We start from the raw sequence: 19275 nt of genomic DNA, 5'->3' as shown, positions 1-19275 counted from the left end.
GACTCCTGGTGTTGACGTGGGTGTCAACTTCCATCCTCGCGACTGTTGACACCTGTGTCAATGGGCAGGCTAGGGTGAGGCCATGACTCAGGGCTGGGCGATCCGCGAGGACCACGACCGGGCGGACGCGCAACGGCACGGCGAGCTGCTGACCGCGGCTCGCGCGGCGTTCGAGGAGCTCGGCTACGGCGCCACGACGATCGCGGAGATCACGCGCCGGGCCGGCGTCAGCCGCGCGACGTTCTACGTCTACTTCGCGTCCAAGGAGCAGGTCTTCGCCGTCCTCGCCGAGCAGGTGCGCGACCGCTTCCTGCGCGCGCAGGACCTGTCGGGGATCGACCGCGACGCCGTCGACGAGGTGCTGCGACGCACGATCGAGACCACGCTCGAGGCGACGGTCGAGAACCTCGCGCTGATGACCGTGCTCAACCACCAGGCGGTCGCCGACGACGAGATGCGCCGCCTCTGGAGCGAGATCCAGGGCGAGGCCGTGCACCGCACCGCCACGTACGTCAGCCAGCAGGCCCGCGCGGGCCGGGTCCAGCCGGTGGCCGATCCCGAGGCCCTCGGGACGATGGGCGCCGGGATGAACGACCGCTACGCGCCGCTCGTGGTGGCCGGCGCGACCACCGTGGACGAGGCCGTCGAGGAGATGCACCGCATCTGGATGGCCTGCCTCGGCCACTGATTTCCACAGACGGCCACCACCCTCTGGTGAGGGCGCCGGCCGAATCGCCACCATGTGCGGATGCCCTCCACCATGCACGCTCTCGGTGTCGTCCTTCTGGCGCTCCTGCCCGGAGCCCTCTACTCGTGGGCGTTCGAGCGGATCGTGGGCAGGTGGGGCTCGGGAGCCAGTGACCGACTGTTCCGGTTCGTCGGCGGTTCGGCGGTCCTCCATGCCCTCTTCGCTCCCGCCACGTGGTGGCTGTGGTCGACTCACCTTCCGCTGGCTCGAGCCGACCCGCCGTCCTGGTGGGCCTGGCCCACCGCGATTCTCTACGTCGCCGTCCCGCTGGTGGCAGGAACCGCCGTCGGGTGGGGGACGCGATCGCGCCAGCGATGGGCGCTCGCGATCACCGGGCCGGACCCTGCGCCTCGAGCCTGGGACCATCTCTTCCAAGGGCCGCGGAACGGCTGAATCCGGCTCAGGCTGAAGTCCGGTACATGGCTGGGCGGCGCCTACGCCAGCAGTGGGGAGCTGAAGTCCTACGCCTCCGGGTACCCCGAGCCCGAGGACCTCTTCCTGGCTGCTGTCGCGGAGGTCGACCCGGCCACCGGGGAGTTCGAGCTGAGCGGCTCAGGTCGACCGATCCTCGGTCGTGGGCTGCTCGTGCGGTTCCAGGAGGTCGAGTACCTTGAGTTCATCGATGCCTGAGGGGAGCGACCGGTGATCAGAAAGAACTCCAACTCCCAAGCGCGGGGAGTCGGCAGGAGCCGACCGAAGCGAGGGGGCTACGAGTCCTCCTCCAAGGACGTCTCGGCCCTGAGGCCTCCGCCAGCCGGCGCCGCGCCCGGGGGCGCAGTTCGACCCTCGCCGACCACGCCCGCCTGAGTCCGTCCCGAATTGCGCGACCCGCTGTTCAGGTCGGGCGCGTGGTGCCGAGGCGATGGCTCGGCGGCAGCGACCACGGCAGCGCGGCGTGCTGCTCGAGGAGCGCGTCGATGCGCTCGGCGACCTCGGGCGCGAACGGCGCCGTGCGCCGGGTGGTCAGGTCCACGTAGGCCTCGACGAACTCCAGCGTGCTGGCGATCTCGCCGGTGGTGCGGTTGGCCACGATCGTGACGGCGTGGACGGTCTTGGGCCCGCGCGCCAGGATCCGCAGGTGCGCCGAGACCTCGTGGCCCACGAGGATCTCCCGGTGGAACTGCACGTGGTGCGTGAGGCTGAACGAGCTCTGGCCCGTGCGGTCGAGGAAGGCCTGGTCGAGGCCGACCTGGTGCTCCCACGACTCCTCGGCGGCGTCCATGTGCAGGTCGTAGTGCCCGCGCACGTTCACGTGACCGTTGAGGTCCTGGTACCGCTCGGGCACCGTCCGCGTGAACAGCGCGCCGAGCGGCTCGAGCTCCTCGAGCGTGGGCAGGGTGGTCACGAGGAGGCCCCGGCGTTGAGCGCGGCCGCGTCGTCGGCGAGCTCGTTCTTGCGCACCTTGCCGGTGGCGGTCATCGGCAGGGAGCCGAGCACCGAGACGAGCGGCACCTTGTAGGTGGCCATGTTGGCGCGCGACCACGTCACGAGCTCCTCGGGGGTGACGTCCGAGCCGGACTTGGGGACGACGAACGCCACGGGGCGCTGGCCGGTGTCGGGGTCGTCGGTGGGGACGACCGCGACCGAGTCCACGGCCGGGTGCTGGGCCAGCAGCATCTCGACGTCGGCGGGGAACACGCTCATGCCCCTGACCTTGATCATCTCCTTGCGGCGACCGAGGTAGTGCAGGAACCCCCGCTCGTCGATGCGGCCGTTGTCGCCGGTGTGGATCCAGCCGTCGACCAGCTGCTCGCGGGTGGCCTCCTCGTTGCGCCAGTAGCCGTCGGTGACGGAAGGGCTGCGCACGATGATCTCGCCGACCTCGCCCAGCGGGACGGGGTTCTGGGTGCCCAGCTCGACCACGGCGATGTCGGTGCCGGGCACGGGGATGCCGCAGAACACCGGCTCGGAGAGCAGGTCGAAGTCGTTCTCGGAGAAGCCGTAGGGAACGCAGTCGATCGTGTGCGTCTCGGTCATGCCGTAGGCCGACTCGCGCAGCACCGAGCCGGGCACGAGGTCGGCCCAGCGGTGCCGCACCTCGGGGGTCATCTTGCGGACGAACGACACGGCCTGCGGGTCGAGCAGCGAGCTCAGGTCGCGCGAGGCCAGGTCCTGGGTGTCCATCAGCTCGAGGTAGTTCTCGACCGTGCCCGTCATGAGGGTGACGCGCTCGCGCTCGACGGTGTCGACCACCTCTGCGGCGTTCCAGCGCGCCATCAGGATGCTGGTGCCGCCGAGCACGAGGGGGATCAGGATGCCGAGGTCCTCGCCCGCGATCCAGAAGATCGGCAGGTAGCAGAGCGAGACGTAGCTGCCGTCGGACGGCATCGCGGTGGCCGCGGCGGCGCTGGCCACGGTGTAGAGCATGTGGCGCTGCGAGTGCTGGCAGCCCTTCGGCATGCCGGTCGTGCCACCGGTGTAGTTGAGCGCGGCGAGCGAGTCGAGGTCGCCGTCGTCGCCCGCGTACGGCGCCGCGGCCACGGCCGACTCCCAGCCGAGCTCGCCGGTGCCGTCGGTCAGCAGGACGGGGATCGCTGGGACCCGGTCGGTGCACGCCTCGAGCGTCGACGACAGCGCCGTGTTGGTCACGACGAGCACCGGCTCGCTGTCGAGCAGCTCGTACGCGAGCTCGGCCGGCTGGAACATCGGGTTCACCGGGACGTGGACGGCGCCGAGGCGCAGCAGGGCCAGGAAGGCGATGACGAACTCGGTGGAGTTGCCGAGGTAGACCGCGACGCGATCGCCGCGGCTCACGCCGTGCTCGGACATCCACGTCGCCACCCGGCGGTGCACGTCGTCGAGCTCGGCATAGGTGAGCCGGGTGTCGCCGAGGGCCAGCGCGAGATGGTCGGGACGCTCGCCCGCCCAGTGCGACACGTGAGCCGGGATCGTGATCTCGCCGGCCGGGTAGGTGACCTCGGCCGGGATCCCGGCGGGACGCAGCGCGTCCTGGAGCCGGCGGACTTCGGTCAGGTACGCGTCGAGGGTCTGCGGGGTCGTCATGGGACGGCTGCCTCCGGGGGGTCGGGGGAGACCGGGCACGGGACGTGACGGCGGTCTCATTGACGTCAGCGTCAACGAGTGAAGCCGACTTTGACGGCCGTGTCAACAGGCGGGTGCGGACGCGCCCGCGCGAGCCCTCAGTGCGGGAGCTGGCGGGCGCCGGCGAGGGTCATCGCCAGGTCGGCGTACTGGAAGCCGATCGCGGTGGGCGTGCGGGGGGATCCGTGCCGGTACCAGCGCGCCACGTCGATGCAGGTCGACAGGATCGTGATCTTGGCCCATTCGGGGTCGGCGAGCCGGAAGGTGCCCTCGGCCACGCCGGCCTCGAGGATCTCCAGCACGTGGTCGTCGACCGAGCGCCGCATCGCCCACACGTCGGCGAACTCCGGTCCGCGCTGGAGCCGGATCTCGTACTCGATCGAGCGCGACAGGAGGTTCATCTCGGCGTTCCATGTGGCGAACGACGCGACTCCCAGCCTGAGCTGGCCCACCGGGTCGCCCGCCTGCCGCGCGGGCTCGCTGAAGGCGCCCGTGGAGGCGCGGTGCCCCTCGAACGCGATGCGGTGGAACAGCTGCTGCTTGGACTCGAAGTGGATGTAGACCGCCGCCGAGCTCATGCCCGAACGCGTGGCGATCTCGCGCGTGGACGCGCCGTGGTAGCCGAGGTCGGCGAAGGCCAGCGTGGCGCCGCGCAGGATCTTGCGCGAGGCGCCAGACGCGCGCTCGTCCCAGAACTGCTCGATCCGCCGCTCGGCGTGCTCGCGGTCGATCAGGACGCGCGGCGGGATCGTCGCCTCTGGGCTGGTCTCGGCCATCGTCGTCACTCCATTTCGGCCTCTGCGCGCCGCTGGGTGGCGCTGCAGGCTCCCTATCATCTCATCATAAGCGTATGCTTAGGTTTCCTCCGCCATGACGAAGCAATGAAAGGTCACGACATGTCCGACGTGCGATCCGAGCTGACAGCCTCCGTGTTCAAGATCGAGGTTGCCGTCGGCGACCAGGTGGAGGAGGGGCAGCCCCTCCTCATCCTCGAGTCGATGAAGATGGAGATCCCGGTCGTGGCTCCCCGTGCCGGCGTGGTGCAGGAAATCCTGCCGTCCGAGGGAGATATCGTGGAGGAGGGCGCCGTGGTGGCGCGCTTCAGCGACTGATTCGACCGACGTTACTCGTGGCCGAGCCTGATTTTCCGGGCTCGGCCACTGGCATTTCAGCGACATGAAAATAACTTCAACTTCAGTCTTGATTCTGTGATTCGGATCACCTAACGTGGAACTTCGCAGACCTAAGCGAATGCTTAGGTGCAGTGAAACCAGGTGGGTTCGCCCGCCTCTCCGATCAAAGGGGCAGCAGTGAGCCACGTGTGGTCCGACGAGATCGACGAGATCTCCCGCCGACAGCATTTCGCCGAGTTGCTCGGCGGCGAGGACAAGATCCGCCGCCAGCACGAGAACGGGCGCAGCACCGTCCGCGAGCGCATCGTCGACCTGCTGGACGACGGCAGCTTCGAGGAGGTCGGCGCCCTCGCGGGCTTCGCCACGCGCGCCGATGACGGCAGCACCGTCAGCGTCATGCCGGCCAACTTCGTGTTCGGCCTCGGCGAGATCGACGGCCGCCGCGTCGCCCTCGGCGCCGACGACTTCACGATCCGCGGCGGTGCGGCCGACGCGTCGATCATGGCCAAGCAGGTCGACTCCGAGCGGATGGCCGGCGCCCTGCGCGCACCCCTGGTGCGGCTGGTCGAGGGCACCGGTGGTGGCGGCAGCGTCCGGATGATCGAGGACGCCGGCTACACCTACGTGCCCGCCAACCCGGGCTGGGACGCCCTGGTGGACAACCTCTCGCTCGTCCCCGTCGTCGCCGCCTGCATGGGCCCCGTGGCCGGACTCGGCGCGGGCCGCGTGGCGATGAGCCACTTCAGCGTCCTCATCGAGGGCATCTCGCAGATGTTCGTCGCCGGACCGCCCGTCGTGAAGCACGCCACGGGGGAGACCCTGGACAAGGAGCAGCTTGGCGGCTCCGAGGTGCACCGCCGCAGCGGCGCCATCGACCGGATCGTCCCTGACGAGAAGGCCGCCCTCCAGGCCGTCCGCGACTTCCTGTCGTACCTGCCGTCGAGCGTCCACGACGTGCCGCCGGTCATCGCCGGCATCGAGCCGACCACCTCGTCCGAGGGCCTGGCCGACGTCGTGCCCCGCAACCGTCGTCAGCCCTACCGGCTGCGGACGATCCTCGACGCGATCTTCGACGGCGGCTCGAACTTCGAGTACGCCGGGTACGGCGCCTCGGTCTACACGGGCCTGGCCCGCCTCGACGGACACCCGGTCGGCGTCGTGGCCACCGATCCGTACAAGGGCGCCACGATGACGCCCAACGGTGCCGACGCACTGACGCGCCTCATCGACCTGTGCGAGACCTTCCACCTGCCGATCGTCAGCCTGACCGACCAGTCGGGGATGCAGATCGGCCTCGCGGCCGAGAAGTCGGCCTCGATCCGTCGCGGCGCCCGCGCCGTGGTCGCCGCCTACCAGGCTCGCGTGCCGATGGCCGAGATCATCGTGCGCCGCGTCTTCGGCGTCGGCGGAGCCGGTCAGATCAACCGCCACCGCTTCAACCGCCAGTGGGCCTGGCCCTCCGGAGACTGGGGCTCGCTGCCCGTCGAGGGCGGCGTCGAGGCGGCCTACCGTGCCGACCTCGAGGCGTCGGACGACCCCGCGGCGATGATGCAGGAGATCCACGACCGGCTCGAGGTCGCCCGCTCGCCGTTCCGCACGGCCGAGCGCTACGGCGTGCAGGACCTCATCGACCCGCGCCGCAGCCGCGAGCTGCTGACGCGCTGGGTGCGCGACGCCTACCGCGTGGTCCCCGAGCAGGTCGGCCCCCCGTCGTTCGGAACGAGGCCCTGACATGGGCGACACCCCGACCAGTGCAGAGCTCGAGACGCTGCTGGAGTGCGACTTCGCCACCGCGGTCGACGCGCTCGACCACCACGTGGCCGCCACGGGCGACCGCCAGGCGATCGTCTACGGCGAGACCGGCGAGACGCTGACCTACGCCGAGCTGGGCCGCACCACCGACCACGTCGCCGGGAACCTGGCCGCCCTCGGTGTCGGGCCCGGCTCGCGGGTCAGCATCCTGACCACGCACCCGCTCGTCTCGACTCTCGTCATGTACGGGCTGTGGAAGGCCGGCGCCGTCTACGCCCCGGTGAACTTCCAGTACGCGGGCGACCTGCTGGCGTACCAGCTCAACGACACCCGCCCCACCGCGCTGCTGGTCGACCGGGCCATGCACCAGCGGATCCTCGACATCGAGGACCGGCTCGAGTGCTCGCCGCGCGTGGTCGTCATCGACGGCCTGCACGAGGGCGAGTTCGGCAAGCTCGTGCAGCCGGCCGAGCGCCCCGACGTGCGCGTCGAGTTCGACGATCCCGCCAACGTCATCTACACGTCCGGCACGACTGGCCCGTCGAAGGGCGTCGTCCAGTCGCACCGGTGGATCAACGGCTACACGTGGGTCGCGCGCACGATGATGACCCCGGAGGACGTCGTCTACAACGACCTGCCGATGTACCACGTCGGCGGAGCGCACTTCAACGTCGTGCGGGCCCTCTGGACCGGAGCCTCGGTCAGCCTGTGGGACCGCTTCAGCCCCAACGACTTCTGGCGCCGCATCACCGAGACCGGCTGCACCACCGCGGTCCTGCTGGACGTCATGACGCCGTGGCTGCTCAACGCCGAGCCGCGCGACGAGGACCGCCGCAACCCGCTGAACAAGGTGCACCTGCAGCCCCTGCCGGCGAACCACCACGAGTTCGCCGTCCGCTTCGGCATCGACTTCGTGACGTCGGGGTTCGGCCAGTCCGAGTCCGGCAACCCGCTCGTGACCCTGACCGAGCAGACCGAGCCGGGGGAGGGCACGCCGGACGACCTGTACCGCGGGCTCCCGCACGACCGGATGCGCGAGATCTTCGAGGGAAACGGGCTGCTCGTCCTGCGCGGCACGGACCCGATGCCGAAGGGCATCATGGGCCAGCCCACGCCCTTCCTGGAGGTGGCGATCCTCGACGAGCGCGACCGGGTCTGCCCCGACGGAGTCGTCGGCCAGCTGGCGATGCGTCCGCGCGTCCCCGCCCTGATCCACGAGGAGTACCTCGCCAAGCCCGAGGCCACGGTGAAGGCCTGGCGGAACCTCTGGTTCCACACCGGCGACGCCGCCGTCCGCGACGAGAACGGGATCTTCGCCTACATCGACCGGATGGGCGACCGGATCCGCGTCCGGGGCGAGAACATCTCGGGCTTCCACATCGAGGAGATGCTCGTCAAGCATCCGTCCCTCGCGCTGGCCGCGGTGATCGCGGTGCCCAGCGCCGAGGGCGACGAGGACGACGTCATCGCCTTCGTGGAGGTGGCCGACGGCCACACGTTCGATCGCGACGCGATCGAGCAGCACTGTCTCGACACGATGCCGAAGTTCATGCGGCCCCGTGACGTGATCCCGGTGGGGCAGATCCCCCGGACCCCGACCAACAAGATCGAGAAGTACAAGCTGCGTCAGCAGTGGACCGAAGGGCAGGCATCATGAAGATTCGATTCCGTGGGGGTGCGATCGCCGCGGCGCTCCTCCTCTCCGTCGTGGCCGCCTGTGGCGGTGGCGGGGGCGACTCAGGCGACTCCGATCGCGCCCTGCGCGTCGCGGCCGTCTCCGACGCGTCCTCGCTCGATCCGATCCGCGGCAACGCGGGCACGGACCACGTGCTGATCTACCCGCTGTACGACACGCTGATCTCGTACGACAAGGGCCTCGAGGCCCAGCCCGGACTCGCCGAGTCGTGGGAGCAGAAGTCGCCGACCGAGCTGACTCTGAAGCTCCGTGAGGGCGTGAAGTTCCACGACGGCGAGCCGTTCAACGCCGAGGCCGTCGTCTACAACTTCGAGCGCGCCAAGGGCGAGGGCTCGAACATCCAGGCCGACCTCGCGTCGGTCGAATCGGTCACGGCCGACGACGAGTACACGGTGACCTACAAGCTCAGCGCTCCCGACGCGTCGCTGCTGCTCGTGCTCGCCGACCGCGCCGGCATGATGGTCTCGCCCAAGGCGGCCGAGGCGGCCGGTGGCGACCTCAGCACCAAGCCCGTGGGCGCCGGCGGCTGGGAGTTCGTCGAGTGGAAGCGCGGCTCGGTCATCAAGGTCAAGCGCTACGCCGACTACTGGGACAAGGACGCCGAGCGCGTCACGGCGATCAACTTCAACATCATCCCCGACCCGAAGACCCGCGTGACCTCGTTGCGCTCGGGCCAGCAGGACGTGGTGATGGACGTGTCGCCGTCGGACGCCGACGGCCTCGAGAAGGCCTCGGGTGTCGCGGTCAGCGACACGCCGCGCGTGAACGTCAACCAGGTGTACCTGAACCGCGACTCCGAGGAGCTCGGAGACCCGCAGGTCCGCAAGGCCCTGAGCCTGGCCATCGACCGCGAGGCGCTGCTCAAGAGCGCCTACTTCGGTCGCGGCTCGGTCGCGCACGGCGCCCTGCCGAGCGACTACTGGGCGGCTCCGCCGGAGTCGGTCAAGTCGGAGTTCAACCCCGACGAGGCCAAGAAGCTGCTCGCCGCGGCGGGCCAGACCGACCTGACGTTCGACATGATCGTCAACGCCGACTCCGCCACCGTCCGCGTGGCCGAGATCCTCAAGCAGCAGTGGTCCGACGTCGGCGTCACGGTCAACATCAAGCCGCTCGAGATCGTGCAGGGCACGAGCGACTACTTCAACGACCGCAAGTCGCCGGCGTACCTGTCGCAGTGGACCGGTCGCCCGGACCCGGCGATGACGTACCGCCTGCTGTTCTCGGACGAGGGCTACTTCAACACGTCGGACCAGTGGACGCCCGGCCTGGAGGAGGCGCTGGAGAAGTCCGACGTCTCGACCGAGCCCGACCAGCGCAAGCCGGGCTTCGACGAGGCCGCCGAGGCGGTCTTCGCCGACACGTCGTTCTTCCCGCTCGTGTTCGGCAACTCGATCGTCGGCCTCTCCGAGGACGTCGATGGCTTCGAGGGCAACCTCCTCGGCAAGCCGAAGTTCATCGGAGTCACCCTCGGCTGAGCCGAGGTCCAAGAGGAGGTGACGGTCATGTCATTGCTCACGGTCGAAGGACTTCAGGTCCACTTCGGTCACGAGGGGAACCAGGTTCAAGCCCTGTACGACGTCGATCTGACGATCGAGCCGGGGGAGATCGTGGGACTCGTCGGCGAGAGCGGAAGTGGCAAGACCGTCACCTCCCTGGCCCTGATGGGGCTCCTCGATCCGCGCAGCTCGCGGATCGAGGGCCGGGCCGTCCTCGACGGCAAGCCACTGTGGCAAGGAAAGAGCGAGAAGCGAACGCCGCGCCGTGACCTGCCGATGGCGATGATCTTCCAGGAGCCGATGACGGCGCTGGACCCGGTCTTCACGGTCGGCTACCAGCTCGTCGAGACGCTCCGGATCCGGCGCGGGATGGGCAAGTCGGAGGCCAGGACCGAGTCGCTCTCGCTGCTCGAGGCGGTCGGCATCTCCGACCCCAAGGCGCGCATGAAGGCCTACCCGCACGAGCTCTCGGGCGGCATGCGCCAGCGCGTCATGATCGCGATCGCGCTGGCCTGCGACCCGAAGCTGCTGATCGCCGACGAGCCGACCACGGCGGTTGACGTCACGATCCAGGCGCAGCTGCTCGACCTCATCAAGAACCTCGCGAAGGAGCGCGGCATGGCCGTGCTGTTCGTGACGCACGACCTGGGCGTCGTGTCCGAGACGTGCGACCGGATGATCACGATGTACGCCGGCCGCATCGTCGAGCGCGGCCCGGTCGCCGAGGTGCTGGCGTCACCGGGCCATCCGTACACCGCGGGCCTGCTGGCCGCGCTGCCCTCGCCCGAGTCCCGCGGCGGACGGCTGGCCACGATCCCCGGACGTGTGCCGCCGCCCGGCCTGACGATCCCCGGCTGCGTGTTCGAGTCGCGGTGCCCCTACGCCCAGCCGGAGTGCTCGGTACCGCAGGCGCTGCTGCCCCTGACGCCCACGCGCGAGGTGCGGTGCATCCGCTCGAACGAGCTCGACTTCGAAGGAGTTGCCCCATGACCGCCCCCTTGCTCTCCCTGGACAACGTGTCCGTGCGGTTCCCGATCGGCCATCGGCGTCACGTGACGGCGGTCGACGGCGTCACCCTCGAGCTGCGTGAGGGCGAGACCCTCGGCCTGATCGGCGAGAGCGGATCGGGCAAGTCCACGGTGGCGCGCGCCGCGATGGGCCTGGTCCCGATCGCCGACGGCACCGTCCGCTGGCGCGGCGAGGACGTCGCCGGCTTCGGTGCGAAGCAGCGCCGGTCGTTCTCCGAGTCCGTCCAGATGGTGTTCCAGGACCCCCACAGCGCCCTCGACCCGCGCCGCACGATCCTGCAGAGCGTGCGCGAGCCGCTCGACGTCATGGGTCGCGGCGACAAGAAGGACCGCGAGGCCGTGGCGGCCAAGGCGCTCGAGGACGTGGGCCTGCCGCTGCAGATGCTGAAGCGCTACCCGCACCAGCTCAGCGGCGGCCAGAAGCAGCGCGCCAACATCGCCCGCGCGCTGGTCACCGACCCCAAGGTGCTCGTGTGCGACGAGTCGGTCGCGGCCCTCGACGTGGCCCTGCAGGCGGAGATCCTCAACCTGCTGCAGGACCTGAAGAAGGCCTACGAGCTGACGATCCTGTTCATCAGCCACGACCTGTCGGTGGTCAGCTACCTGGCCGACCGCATCAGCGTCATGTACCTGGGCAACATCGTGGAGAACGCCACGACCGAGTCCCTCGTGAAGCAGAGCCTGCACCCCTACAGCGAGGCCCTGCTGTCGGCCCAGCCGCTCGTGCACGACTCCTCCGCCGAGCGCCGGATCGTGCTGAAGGGCGACATCCCCAGCCCGGTCTCGCCCCCGCCGGGCTGCCGGTTCAACACGCGGTGCCAGTTCGCGCAGGACAAGTGCCGCCAGGAGAAGCCCCCGCTGCTGGAGATCCTCCCCAACCACTCCTCGGCGTGCCTGCGTGTCGACGAGCTCTACGGCGAGCGCATCGGAAGGACGGTGGCGTCATGAGGATCCTGCGCGTGGTGGGAACCTGCCTGGTCTCGGCCATCCCCACCCTCATCCTGGCGACGTTCATCGTCTTCATGCTGCAGCGGCTGATCCCCGGTGATCCGGCGGTCGCGATCGCCGGCGAGTACGCCACCCCCGAGAACCTGGCGCGGATCCGCGAGGACCTGGGCCTGAACGAGCCGCTGTGGTCGCAGTACCTCACGTGGATCGGGAACGCCTTCACCGGTGACCTCGGGACGTCCTTCCAGACCGGGGAGTCGATCTCCGCCCTGGTGATGCAGCGGCTGCCGCTGACCCTGATCCTCACCACGATGGCCCTCTTCGTGGCCATCGCGGTCGGCCTGCCGACCGGTGTCATCGCCGCGCAGAAGGTCGACACGAAGTTCGACCGGTTCCTCACGACGGGTGCCACCTTCGGCATCGCGATCCCGAACTTCTGGCTCGGCATGATGCTGATCATCGTCTTCGCGCTGAACCTGGGGTGGTTCCCCGGCCCGGGAGGCGTCAGTCTCCAGGACGACCCGGCCCAGGCGCTGAAGGGCCTGGTGCTGCCGGCGCTCGCTCTCGGGCTCGTGGGAGGCGCCGAGATCTGCCGTCAGGTGCGCAGTGCGATGGTCGAGAGCCTCTCGACCGACTACGTCCGCACGCACCGGGCCAAGGGACTGTCGAACCGCAGCATCGTGTGGAAGCACGCGCTGAAGAACTCCAGCCTGCCGTTCGCCACGATCATCGGCCTGCAGGTGTCGCGCCTCATCGGCGGCGCCGTCGTCGTCGAGGCCGTGTTCGGCCTCTCCGGCATCGGATCGCTGGCGGTCGAGGCGACCAACCAGCGTGACTACGGCGTGATCCAGGCGGTGGTGTTCGTCGCCGCCGTGATCGTCCTGTTGACGAACCTCATCGTCGACGTCTCGTACCGACTGCTCGATCCGAGGATCTCCTGATGACCGCTGTCGACACCGCCAACCTGGCCACCACGACCGACGCACCGACCCGCCGTGCCCGCAAGGCCGGCCGGCTCTCGGTAGGCGTGAGCTACGCGATCCTGCTGATCGTGCTGATCGTCGTCCTCTTCGCCGGCTTCCTGGCGCCTTACGACCCGAACAAGCAGGACCTCAACGCGATCCTGCTGCCGATGAGCGGCGACCACTGGCTCGGCACCGACGACCTCGGTCGCGACGTGTTCAGCCGCATGCTCTACGGCACCCGCGTGTCCGTCCTGGCCGCGTTGCTCGCCGTGGGCATCTCGGTCGTGATCGGCCTGCCGCTGGGCATCGCCGCCGGCTGGCTCGCCGGCTCGACCGACCTCATCGTCATGCGCGTCGTCGACGCGGTCATGTCGTTCCCGGCGATCGTGCTGGCGATCGGCATCACCGCCACGATGGGGCCCGACATCACGACGGCGATGATCTCGGTCGGCATCGTGATGTCACCGGCGATCCTGAGGCTGGCCCGAGCGCAGACGATGGCCATCCGGTCCGAGACGTACATCGAGGCGGCGAAGTCGTTCGGCGCGCGCGGGCTGCGGCGCATGGTCCTGCCGCACGTGCTGCCGAACATCATCCAGCCCGTCCTCGTGCAGGTCGCGGTGCTCATGGGCTTCGCCCTGATCGCCGAGGCGAGCCTGAGCTTCCTGCAGCTCGGCGTCCAGCCGCCGACCGCCTCGTGGGGCGCCGTGCTCTCGCGGGCCTACACGTTCCTGGACCAGGCGCCGATGCAGATCTTCATCCCCGGCATCGCGATCGCGGCCACCGTGTTCGCGTTCAACATCATCGGTGACGAGATCCAGCGCCTTCTCGACCCGAAGCGGAAGTGACTCGAATGAGCGTCGTCTTCATCGCCAACCGCGGCGAGATCGCCGTGCGCATCCTGCGCACCGTCCGCGAGCTCGGGCACCGGGGCGCGGTCGCATTCCCGGCCGTCGACGCCGACCTGCCGTACGTCATGGAGGCCGACCTCTCGGTGGAGCTGTCGGGCCCGCGCGACTTCGGAGACGTCGAGGCGATGGTCGCCGCGGCGCGCTCGGCCGGTGCGGACCTCGTGCATCCCGGGTACGGCTTCCTGTCGGAGAACGCCGCCTTCGCCCGGGCCGTCGAGGCGGCCGGGATGGTGTTCGTCGGTCCGTCGCCCGACGTGATCGAGCTGATGGGGGACAAGGCCGGGGCACGCACCGCCGCGGTCCGCGCCGGACTGGCCGTGGCGCCGGGGTCCGACGGTGCCGTCGAGACCGTCGACGAGGCCCGTCAGGCCGCCCTGGACGCCGGCTATCCGGTGATGCTCAAGGCCGTCGCCGGCGGCGGTGGGATCGGCATGGCCGTCGTCCCCGATCCCGCGTCGTTCGACCGGGCCTTCGAGTCGGTCACGAGCCGGGCCGCGTCGGTCTTCGGCGACAGCCGCGTGATCGTCGAGCGCTACATCGAGCGCTCGCGCCACATCGAGGTGCAGGTCATGGGTCTGCCGGGCGGCCGGGCGGTGGCCCTGTCCGAGCGCGACTGCTCGGTCCAGCGCCGGCACCAGAAGGTCGTCGAGGAGAGCCCTTCCCCGGCGCTCGACCAGGAGGCGCGGGCGAGCCTGCTGCGCCGAGCGGCCGCGCTCACGGAGTCCGTGGGCTACGTCGGCGCGGGCACCATCGAGTTCATCCACGACCTCGACTCCGGCGAGTCCTTCTTCCTCGAGATGAACACGCGCCTGCAGGTGGAGCACCCCGTCACCGAAGCGGTGCACGGCGTCGACCTCGTGGCCTGGCAGCTGAGCATCGCCACCGGCGACCCGACCGTTCCGGAGTACAGCGTCGAGCCGCAGGGCCACGCCATCGAGCTGCGCCTGTACGCGGAGGACTCCGAGCGGTTCCTCCCGCGACCGGGCGCGATCGAGACGTGGCGGATGCCCGACGGTGAGGGAGTCCGCGTCGACGCGGGCTACGCCGACGGCACGGTCGTCACGCCGTTCTTCGACCCCTTGCTGGCGAAGTTGATCGTGTGGGCGCCGTCCCGCGCCGAGGCCGTCGAGCGGGCTCGTGAGGCCCTGGCGGAGACGGAGATCGTGGGACCGGGCTCGAACCTGGCCTTCCTCGCGCGGGTGCTCATCGAGCCCGAGTTCGTCGACGCGACGCACGACACCGGGATCGTCGGACGGATGACCGCGGCGCCGGTGCGCTAGCGGACCGAGAGGACCCTGAAGCCCTTGCTGCTGGCCACGCGCTCGGCGGGGTGGCCCTGGTCGGTGAGCCACTGCTGGAGCGAGTCGGCTCCGAGGTTCCTGCCGACGACGAGGCGCGCCTCGCCGCCCGGCCGCAGCCGGGGCAGCCACGTGAGCAGCAGCTCGTGCAGGGCGTCCTTGCCGATCCTGATCGGCGGGTTGGACCAGATCGCGTCGAACCGCAGGTCGGCCGGGACCTGCTCGGGCAGCGCGGTGTGCACGTCGAGCCCGCGCGCGTTCTCCGCCGCGAGCTCGAGCGCGCGCTCGTTGACGTCGACCGCCCACACGGTGCTTCCGTGCGCGGCGAGCGAGCAGGCGATCGGTCCCCAGCCGCAGCCGAGGTCGAGGACGGTGGAGCCGGCCGGGGGAGGGCTGCTCTCGGCCAGCAGGATCGCGGTGGCCTTGTCGAGCCGGTCGCCGGAGAAGACGCCGGTGGAGGTGACGAAGTCGCGCCGTTCGCCCCAGACCTCCACCGAGATGGTGCGGCGCTCGTCCTGGGTGCTGGGCGCGCGGTCGAAGTAGTGGCTCACCCGTCTTCACCGTGCTCGGCGAGCCACGCCTTGCAGGCCGTCGGCTTCGCCGTGACGAGCCAGGCGTCGGTGAGCATCTCGCGCAGCTCGTCGGGGTCGACGTCCTCGGGACGCACGAGCACCGCGTTCGAGTCGAACTTCCGGAAGTGCTCGATCGTGAAGTACGGGGTGGAGGAGTCCTCGACCAGCCCGTCGAGCTCGGCACGGTCGACCTTGAAGGCCACGCAGCCGGGGGAGTCGGGCTGGTCGCGCCACCACGCCACCAGCCGGCCGCCGGTCTTCACGCCCGGCATGCCCCACGACGTGCTGGTCTCGGTGTCGGGGAAGCCGAGCAGGAAGGCCTCGATCTCGCTCCACGTCATGGAGCAACGGTACGCCCGCACGCGGGGCCGGTGGTCGAGTGCTGCGAGGAACGAGCGAGTGTATCGAGACCATGCGCGGCTGATCTCGATACGGCGTCTCGCTTCGCTCGCCACCACTCGATCACCGAGCGGCGGGAAGACGTTCCAGGAACACCGCCTGGGCCGCGACGACCGCCTCGGCGGCGTCCTCGAGGCCGAACCAGGCGACCCGGTCGATCTCGGGGAACGCCTGCATGGTGCCGGAGCCGGGCGGCCACTCGAGGTCGAAGGTGCCGGGCACGACCACCGTGGGATCCAGGTCGGCCTTGACGGCCCAGACCACGACGTCCTTGCGCGACTGGCGCACCGAGCCGAGGTCCACCCAGGGGCCGTCGGGGACGGGGACGCCGAGCTCCTCGAGGAACTCGCGCCGGGCCGCGTCGGCGGGCTGCTCGCCCTCCTCGACCACGCCCTTGGGGATCGACCAGGCCCGCTCGTGGCGCTTCGCCCAGAACGGTCCGCCGAGGTGTCCGAGCAGCACCTCGCGCCGTCCGTCGCGCACGCGGTGCAGCAGGATCCCGGCGCTGAGCAGGCGCGCCATCACTCGTCCCGGCGCCGGCGCGACTCCTCGACCCGTGCGGCGAGCTGGTCGTCGGCGGGATAGATGACCTCCTCGAGCACGAGGCCGTGGGCCGGCATCACCTTCACGCGCGGGTCGCGCGTCTCGGCGGCGAGGATCTCGGCCGCGAACCGCGGCTCGTACCGCCGCTCGCCCACGGCGACGAGGCAGCCCATCAGCGACCGCACCATCGAGTGGCAGAAGGCGTCGGCGCGGACCGTGGTGGCGATCGTCTCGCCGCCGCGCACCGTGCGGAGCGTGAGCAGGTTGCGGATCGTCGTGGCGCCCTCGCGCTGCTTGCAGAACGACGCGAAGTCGTGCTCGCCGAGCAGGTGCTGGGCCGCCTCGTTCATGAGGTCGACGTCGAGCGGGCGCGGGGCCGCCGCGACCATGCGACGCTGCATCGGGTCGGGCCCCGCCGGGTGGTCGGTCATGCGGTAGACGTAGCGGCGCTCGATCGCGGCGAAGCGGGCGTCGAAGTGCTCAGGTGCTTGGGTGACGCGCAGGATCCGGATGTCCTCCGGGACGATCCGGCGCAGCCGCCGCTCGAGCACACCGGGGTGGCTGTCGACGTCGACGTGGGCGACCTGGCCGCGCGCGTGGACCCCCGCGTCGGTGCGTCCCGCGACCGTGAGGCGCGGCGGCTCGGGCAGGCGCAGCACGGTGCCGAGCGCGGCCTCGATCTCGCCCTGCACGGTCCGCAGCCCCGGTTGGGTGGCCCAGCCCCTGAACTCGGTCCCGTCGTAGGCCAGGTCGATCCGCATGCGCACGGGTCCACGGTACGCGCCGGCGACTCCCGCTCGGATGACGGATCCGAAGGACCGACCTACCGTGGAAGGGTGCGCACCGTGCCCGTGCTGGTCGCGGCGGCACTGGCCACCTCAGTGCTGCCGGCGGTCCCTCCTGCTGCGGCGGCCCCGTCGGGCATCCACCGGATCCTGCTCACGCCCACCGCGACGCCCGACCGCTCGCAGTACGTGTCCTGGAGCCGTGGCTCCGCCTCCTCGGGCCAGCGCGTCGTGGCCGTGGCGTCGAACGGCCTCACCGTCACCGCCCCCGGCCGCCGCAAGCCGGGCACGACGCCGGGCACGGCCGGGAGCCGGCAGTACCGCTACGTCGCCAGCCTCTCGGGACTCGCGCCGTCGACCCGGTACCGCTACCGGATCGTGGGTCGCGGGGTGACCACGCGGTGGCGCGCCCTCACCACCGCGGGGCCGGCGAGCCGCTCCTTCCGGCTTCTGCAGTTCGGGGACACCCAGAACGACAACGACGGCATTCCGGACCGCATCATCACGAGGGCGACCGAGCGGTTCCCCGACGCGAGGCTGCTCCTGCAGGCGGGTGACGTCGTGAACAAGCCGTGGGTCGGTCGCGAGTGGTCGCAGCTCCACGAGGCGCTCTCGCCGGCCGGGCAGTGGCGCAACTGGATCTCCTCGATCGGCAACCACGAGCAGTGCGAGCTGAAGTCGCCGTGCCGCTCGGGTGCGGGGCGGGGGTTCCGCTCCTACTTCCAGTTCCCCTCCAACGGGTTCCCCGACCAGCGCCGGACGTGGTTCTTCGTCGACCAGGGACCGGCCCGGGTCATCGTGCTCGACACGTTCGCCTCCGACCTGCGGCGGCAGCGGTCGTTCCTCGCCCACGCCCTGCGGACGAACCGGCGGCCGTGGTCGATCGTGCTGATGCACAGTGGGCCGTTCGCCTCGGTGGGCGACCGGAGAAACACCGAGATGCGGAAGTGGTTCCTGCCGACGCTGGAGAGGTATGACGCCGACCTCGTGCTGTCGGGTCACGACCACTCCTACGCCCGCGGCCGCAAGGCGGACGTCACCTACCTGACGTCGGTCAGCGGGCCGAAGTACTACGACTCCTCGAGCCGGGACTGGAGGGCGGGCGGCGCCACGCGGGTGAAGGCCGCGTACCGCACGTCGACCTACCAGGTGATCACCGTGACGCCCACGAGCCTGAAGGTGCGCGCGGTCGTGGGGCACCGCGGCAAGGGTGCCCGACCCGCGACGAAGGTGGGCCAGACCTTCGACGGGTTCACGCTCACGCGGTGAGACCGCGCCCGCGGCTCAGGTGGTGACGAACTTCAGCGCCAGATCTGCGTACTGCAGGCCGATCGCCGAGGGGGAGCGCGGGCCGGCCTCGACGTACCAGCGGCTGACGTCGATGCAGACCGACATCAGCAGGCGGCGCGTGCCGGGGAGGTCGGGCACGGAGAACTGCCCGCTCGCGACCCCGGCGGCCAGGATCTCGTCGAGCAGCGCCATCGTCGCCCGCCGGACCTCGACGACCTCGGCGAAGTGCTCGTCGGTGAGCACCTGCATGTCGTTGTGGACGGGCCGGGCGATGAGGCTCCACTCCGCGTGCCAGGCGGCGTACGTGGCGACGAAGTGCCGCAGGCGCTCCGCGGGGTCGGTGCTGAAGCGCAACGCCTGGACCAGGGCCTCGCACGAGGCCGAGTGGCCGTGCATGACGATGCGGAAGAACAGCTCCTCCTTGGATGAGAAGTGGATGTAGATCGCGCCCGGGCTCATCTGCGCGCGCTGGGCGATCATCCGGGTCGAGGCGCCGTGGTAGCCGACCTCGTTGAACACCAGGGTGGCGCCGACGAGGATCTTGCGGGCGGCGCCCTCGGCCCGCGGCTGCCAGAAGGTGGCCACCCGCAGCGCGTCGTGGGCGGGGTCTCCGCTGGCTCGGGTGCTCACTCGTCTCTCCGTCTCGCCCGCGTCACGGGTGTCGAGGAC

The 19275-nt window shown here is 70.3% G+C and carries 19 protein-coding genes and 1 pseudogene; 12 read left to right on the top strand and 8 right to left on the bottom strand.

Features of this window, described 5'->3' with window-relative positions; genetic code table 11:
* Positions 1-82: 82 nt before the first annotated feature.
* Together ACY1JX_RS07330 and ACY1JX_RS07325 are read left to right on the top strand one after the other, a co-directional pair.
* On the top strand, positions 83-688 hold the full coding sequence (locus ACY1JX_RS07330; RefSeq protein ID WP_286927757.1) for a TetR/AcrR family transcriptional regulator: 606 nt from the start codon (positions 83-85) through the stop codon (positions 686-688).
* Between the two features lie 60 nt (positions 689-748).
* Positions 749-1378: pseudogene (locus ACY1JX_RS07325) on the top strand (DUF6338 family protein).
* A 205-nt stretch (positions 1379-1583) separates the two neighbouring features.
* On the opposite strand, the gene ACY1JX_RS07320 reads toward ACY1JX_RS07325, so the two are convergent.
* The 3 genes from ACY1JX_RS07320 to ACY1JX_RS07310 form a co-directional block, all read right to left on the bottom strand.
* Positions 1584-2093 (bottom strand): thioesterase family protein, encoded by a 510-nt coding sequence (locus ACY1JX_RS07320; RefSeq protein ID WP_462565724.1) that lies wholly within the window; start codon positions 2091-2093, stop codon positions 1584-1586.
* On the bottom strand, positions 2090-3751 hold the full coding sequence (locus ACY1JX_RS07315; RefSeq protein WP_462565723.1) for an AMP-binding protein: 1662 nt from the start codon (positions 3749-3751) through the stop codon (positions 2090-2092). Before ACY1JX_RS07315 ends, ACY1JX_RS07320 begins: the two co-directional genes overlap by 4 nt.
* 137 nt (positions 3752-3888) lie before the next feature.
* Positions 3889-4566: a TetR/AcrR family transcriptional regulator gene (locus ACY1JX_RS07310; RefSeq protein ID WP_462565722.1), complete on the bottom strand. Its 678-nt coding sequence runs from the start codon at positions 4564-4566 to the stop codon at positions 3889-3891.
* Positions 4567-4686: 120 nt separating this feature from the next.
* On the opposite strand from ACY1JX_RS07310, the gene ACY1JX_RS07305 reads away from it, so the two are divergent.
* The 9 genes from ACY1JX_RS07305 to ACY1JX_RS07265 all read left to right on the top strand — a co-directional run bounded on the left by ACY1JX_RS07305 (position 4687) and on the right by ACY1JX_RS07265 (position 14999).
* Positions 4687-4902, top strand: a complete 216-nt coding sequence (locus ACY1JX_RS07305) for a biotin/lipoyl-binding carrier protein (protein WP_462565721.1) — start codon at positions 4687-4689, stop codon at positions 4900-4902.
* 198 nt (positions 4903-5100) lie between these two features.
* Positions 5101-6654 carry an acyl-CoA carboxylase subunit beta gene (locus ACY1JX_RS07300; RefSeq protein ID WP_338072840.1) on the top strand — a complete coding sequence of 518 codons (1554 nt, stop codon included), beginning with the start codon at positions 5101-5103 and terminating at the stop codon, positions 6652-6654.
* 1 nt (position 6655) lies between these two features.
* The gene (locus ACY1JX_RS07295; protein ID WP_462565720.1) at positions 6656-8332 is read left to right on the top strand and encodes a class I adenylate-forming enzyme family protein; all 1677 of its coding nucleotides are present in this window, start codon (positions 6656-6658) and stop codon (positions 8330-8332) included.
* Positions 8329-9846: an ABC transporter substrate-binding protein gene (locus ACY1JX_RS07290; protein ID WP_462565719.1), complete on the top strand. Its 1518-nt coding sequence runs from the start codon at positions 8329-8331 to the stop codon at positions 9844-9846. The genes ACY1JX_RS07295 and ACY1JX_RS07290 overlap by 4 nt, the downstream gene beginning before the upstream one ends.
* 27 nt (positions 9847-9873) lie before the next feature.
* Positions 9874-10857, top strand: coding sequence for an ABC transporter ATP-binding protein (locus ACY1JX_RS07285; RefSeq protein ID WP_462565718.1), 984 nt, complete (start codon positions 9874-9876; stop codon positions 10855-10857).
* The gene (locus ACY1JX_RS07280; RefSeq protein WP_462565717.1) at positions 10854-11843 is read left to right on the top strand and encodes an ABC transporter ATP-binding protein; all 990 of its coding nucleotides are present in this window, start codon (positions 10854-10856) and stop codon (positions 11841-11843) included. Before ACY1JX_RS07285 ends, ACY1JX_RS07280 begins: the two co-directional genes overlap by 4 nt.
* Positions 11840-12784 carry an ABC transporter permease gene (locus ACY1JX_RS07275; protein WP_181754568.1) on the top strand — a complete coding sequence of 315 codons (945 nt, stop codon included), beginning with the start codon at positions 11840-11842 and terminating at the stop codon, positions 12782-12784. Before ACY1JX_RS07280 ends, ACY1JX_RS07275 begins: the two co-directional genes overlap by 4 nt.
* Complete coding sequence (locus ACY1JX_RS07270; RefSeq protein WP_181754570.1) at positions 12784-13656, top strand: ABC transporter permease; 873 nt, start codon at positions 12784-12786, stop codon at positions 13654-13656. Before ACY1JX_RS07275 ends, ACY1JX_RS07270 begins: the two co-directional genes overlap by 1 nt.
* 5 nt (positions 13657-13661) lie before the next feature.
* The gene (locus ACY1JX_RS07265; protein WP_462565716.1) at positions 13662-14999 is read left to right on the top strand and encodes an acetyl-CoA carboxylase biotin carboxylase subunit; all 1338 of its coding nucleotides are present in this window, start codon (positions 13662-13664) and stop codon (positions 14997-14999) included.
* Here ACY1JX_RS07265 and ACY1JX_RS07260 read toward each other — a convergent pair.
* The 4 genes from ACY1JX_RS07260 to truA all read right to left on the bottom strand — a co-directional run bounded on the left by ACY1JX_RS07260 (position 14996) and on the right by truA (position 17292).
* Positions 14996-15568 (bottom strand): class I SAM-dependent methyltransferase, encoded by a 573-nt coding sequence (locus tag ACY1JX_RS07260; RefSeq protein WP_286927774.1) that lies wholly within the window; start codon positions 15566-15568, stop codon positions 14996-14998. The genes ACY1JX_RS07265 and ACY1JX_RS07260 overlap by 4 nt on opposite strands.
* Positions 15565-15930 carry an MmcQ/YjbR family DNA-binding protein gene (locus tag ACY1JX_RS07255; protein ID WP_462565715.1) on the bottom strand — a complete coding sequence of 122 codons (366 nt, stop codon included), beginning with the start codon at positions 15928-15930 and terminating at the stop codon, positions 15565-15567. Before ACY1JX_RS07255 ends, ACY1JX_RS07260 begins: the two co-directional genes overlap by 4 nt.
* A 121-nt stretch (positions 15931-16051) precedes the next feature.
* On the bottom strand, positions 16052-16510 hold the full coding sequence (locus tag ACY1JX_RS07250) for an NUDIX domain-containing protein (protein ID WP_462565714.1): 459 nt from the start codon (positions 16508-16510) through the stop codon (positions 16052-16054).
* The gene (truA, locus tag ACY1JX_RS07245; RefSeq protein WP_462565879.1) at positions 16510-17292 is read right to left on the bottom strand and encodes a tRNA pseudouridine(38-40) synthase TruA; all 783 of its coding nucleotides are present in this window, start codon (positions 17290-17292) and stop codon (positions 16510-16512) included. The genes ACY1JX_RS07250 and truA overlap by 1 nt, the downstream gene beginning before the upstream one ends.
* Positions 17293-17367: 75 nt before the next feature.
* Between truA and ACY1JX_RS07240 the strand changes: the two genes are divergently transcribed.
* Entirely contained in the window at positions 17368-18585 is a 1218-nt protein-coding gene (locus ACY1JX_RS07240; RefSeq protein ID WP_462565713.1) for a purple acid phosphatase family protein, read from the top strand.
* 15 nt (positions 18586-18600) lie between these two features.
* Here the strand turns inward: ACY1JX_RS07240 and ACY1JX_RS07235 are convergent, their stop codons facing one another.
* Positions 18601-19236, bottom strand: coding sequence for a TetR family transcriptional regulator (locus tag ACY1JX_RS07235; protein WP_462565712.1), 636 nt, complete (start codon positions 19234-19236; stop codon positions 18601-18603).
* Positions 19237-19275: the final 39 nt, after the last annotated feature.

It is taken from the genome of Aeromicrobium sp. JP4 (assembly GCF_054957925.1).
This window is presented reverse-complemented; position numbering and strand designations above follow the sequence as displayed.

Bases quoted from the DNA above. Each gene is read 5' to 3' on its own strand.
- ACY1JX_RS07275 (WP_181754568.1), top strand. From the start codon at position 11,840: ATGAGGATCCTGCGCGTGGTGGGAACCTGCCTGGTCTCGGCCATCCCC.
- ACY1JX_RS07315 (WP_462565723.1), bottom strand. From the start codon at position 3,751: ATGACGACCCCGCAGACCCTCGACGCGTACCTGACCGAAGTCCGCCGG.
- ACY1JX_RS07330 (WP_286927757.1), top strand. From the start codon at position 83: ATGACTCAGGGCTGGGCGATCCGCGAGGACCACGACCGGGCGGACGCG.
- ACY1JX_RS07285 (WP_462565718.1), top strand. From the start codon at position 9,874: ATGTCATTGCTCACGGTCGAAGGACTTCAGGTCCACTTCGGTCACGAG.
- ACY1JX_RS07250 (WP_462565714.1), bottom strand. From the start codon at position 16,510: ATGGCGCGCCTGCTCAGCGCCGGGATCCTGCTGCACCGCGTGCGCGAC.
- ACY1JX_RS07305 (WP_462565721.1), top strand. From the start codon at position 4,687: ATGTCCGACGTGCGATCCGAGCTGACAGCCTCCGTGTTCAAGATCGAG.
- ACY1JX_RS07255 (WP_462565715.1), bottom strand. From the start codon at position 15,930: ATGACGTGGAGCGAGATCGAGGCCTTCCTGCTCGGCTTCCCCGACACC.
- truA (WP_462565879.1), bottom strand. From the start codon at position 17,292: ATGCGGATCGACCTGGCCTACGACGGGACCGAGTTCAGGGGCTGGGCC.
- ACY1JX_RS07270 (WP_181754570.1), top strand. From the start codon at position 12,784: ATGACCGCTGTCGACACCGCCAACCTGGCCACCACGACCGACGCACCG.
- ACY1JX_RS07265 (WP_462565716.1), top strand. From the start codon at position 13,662: ATGAGCGTCGTCTTCATCGCCAACCGCGGCGAGATCGCCGTGCGCATC.
- ACY1JX_RS07280 (WP_462565717.1), top strand. From the start codon at position 10,854: ATGACCGCCCCCTTGCTCTCCCTGGACAACGTGTCCGTGCGGTTCCCG.
- ACY1JX_RS07295 (WP_462565720.1), top strand. From the start codon at position 6,656: ATGGGCGACACCCCGACCAGTGCAGAGCTCGAGACGCTGCTGGAGTGC.
- ACY1JX_RS07290 (WP_462565719.1), top strand. From the start codon at position 8,329: ATGAAGATTCGATTCCGTGGGGGTGCGATCGCCGCGGCGCTCCTCCTC.
- ACY1JX_RS07310 (WP_462565722.1), bottom strand. From the start codon at position 4,566: ATGGCCGAGACCAGCCCAGAGGCGACGATCCCGCCGCGCGTCCTGATC.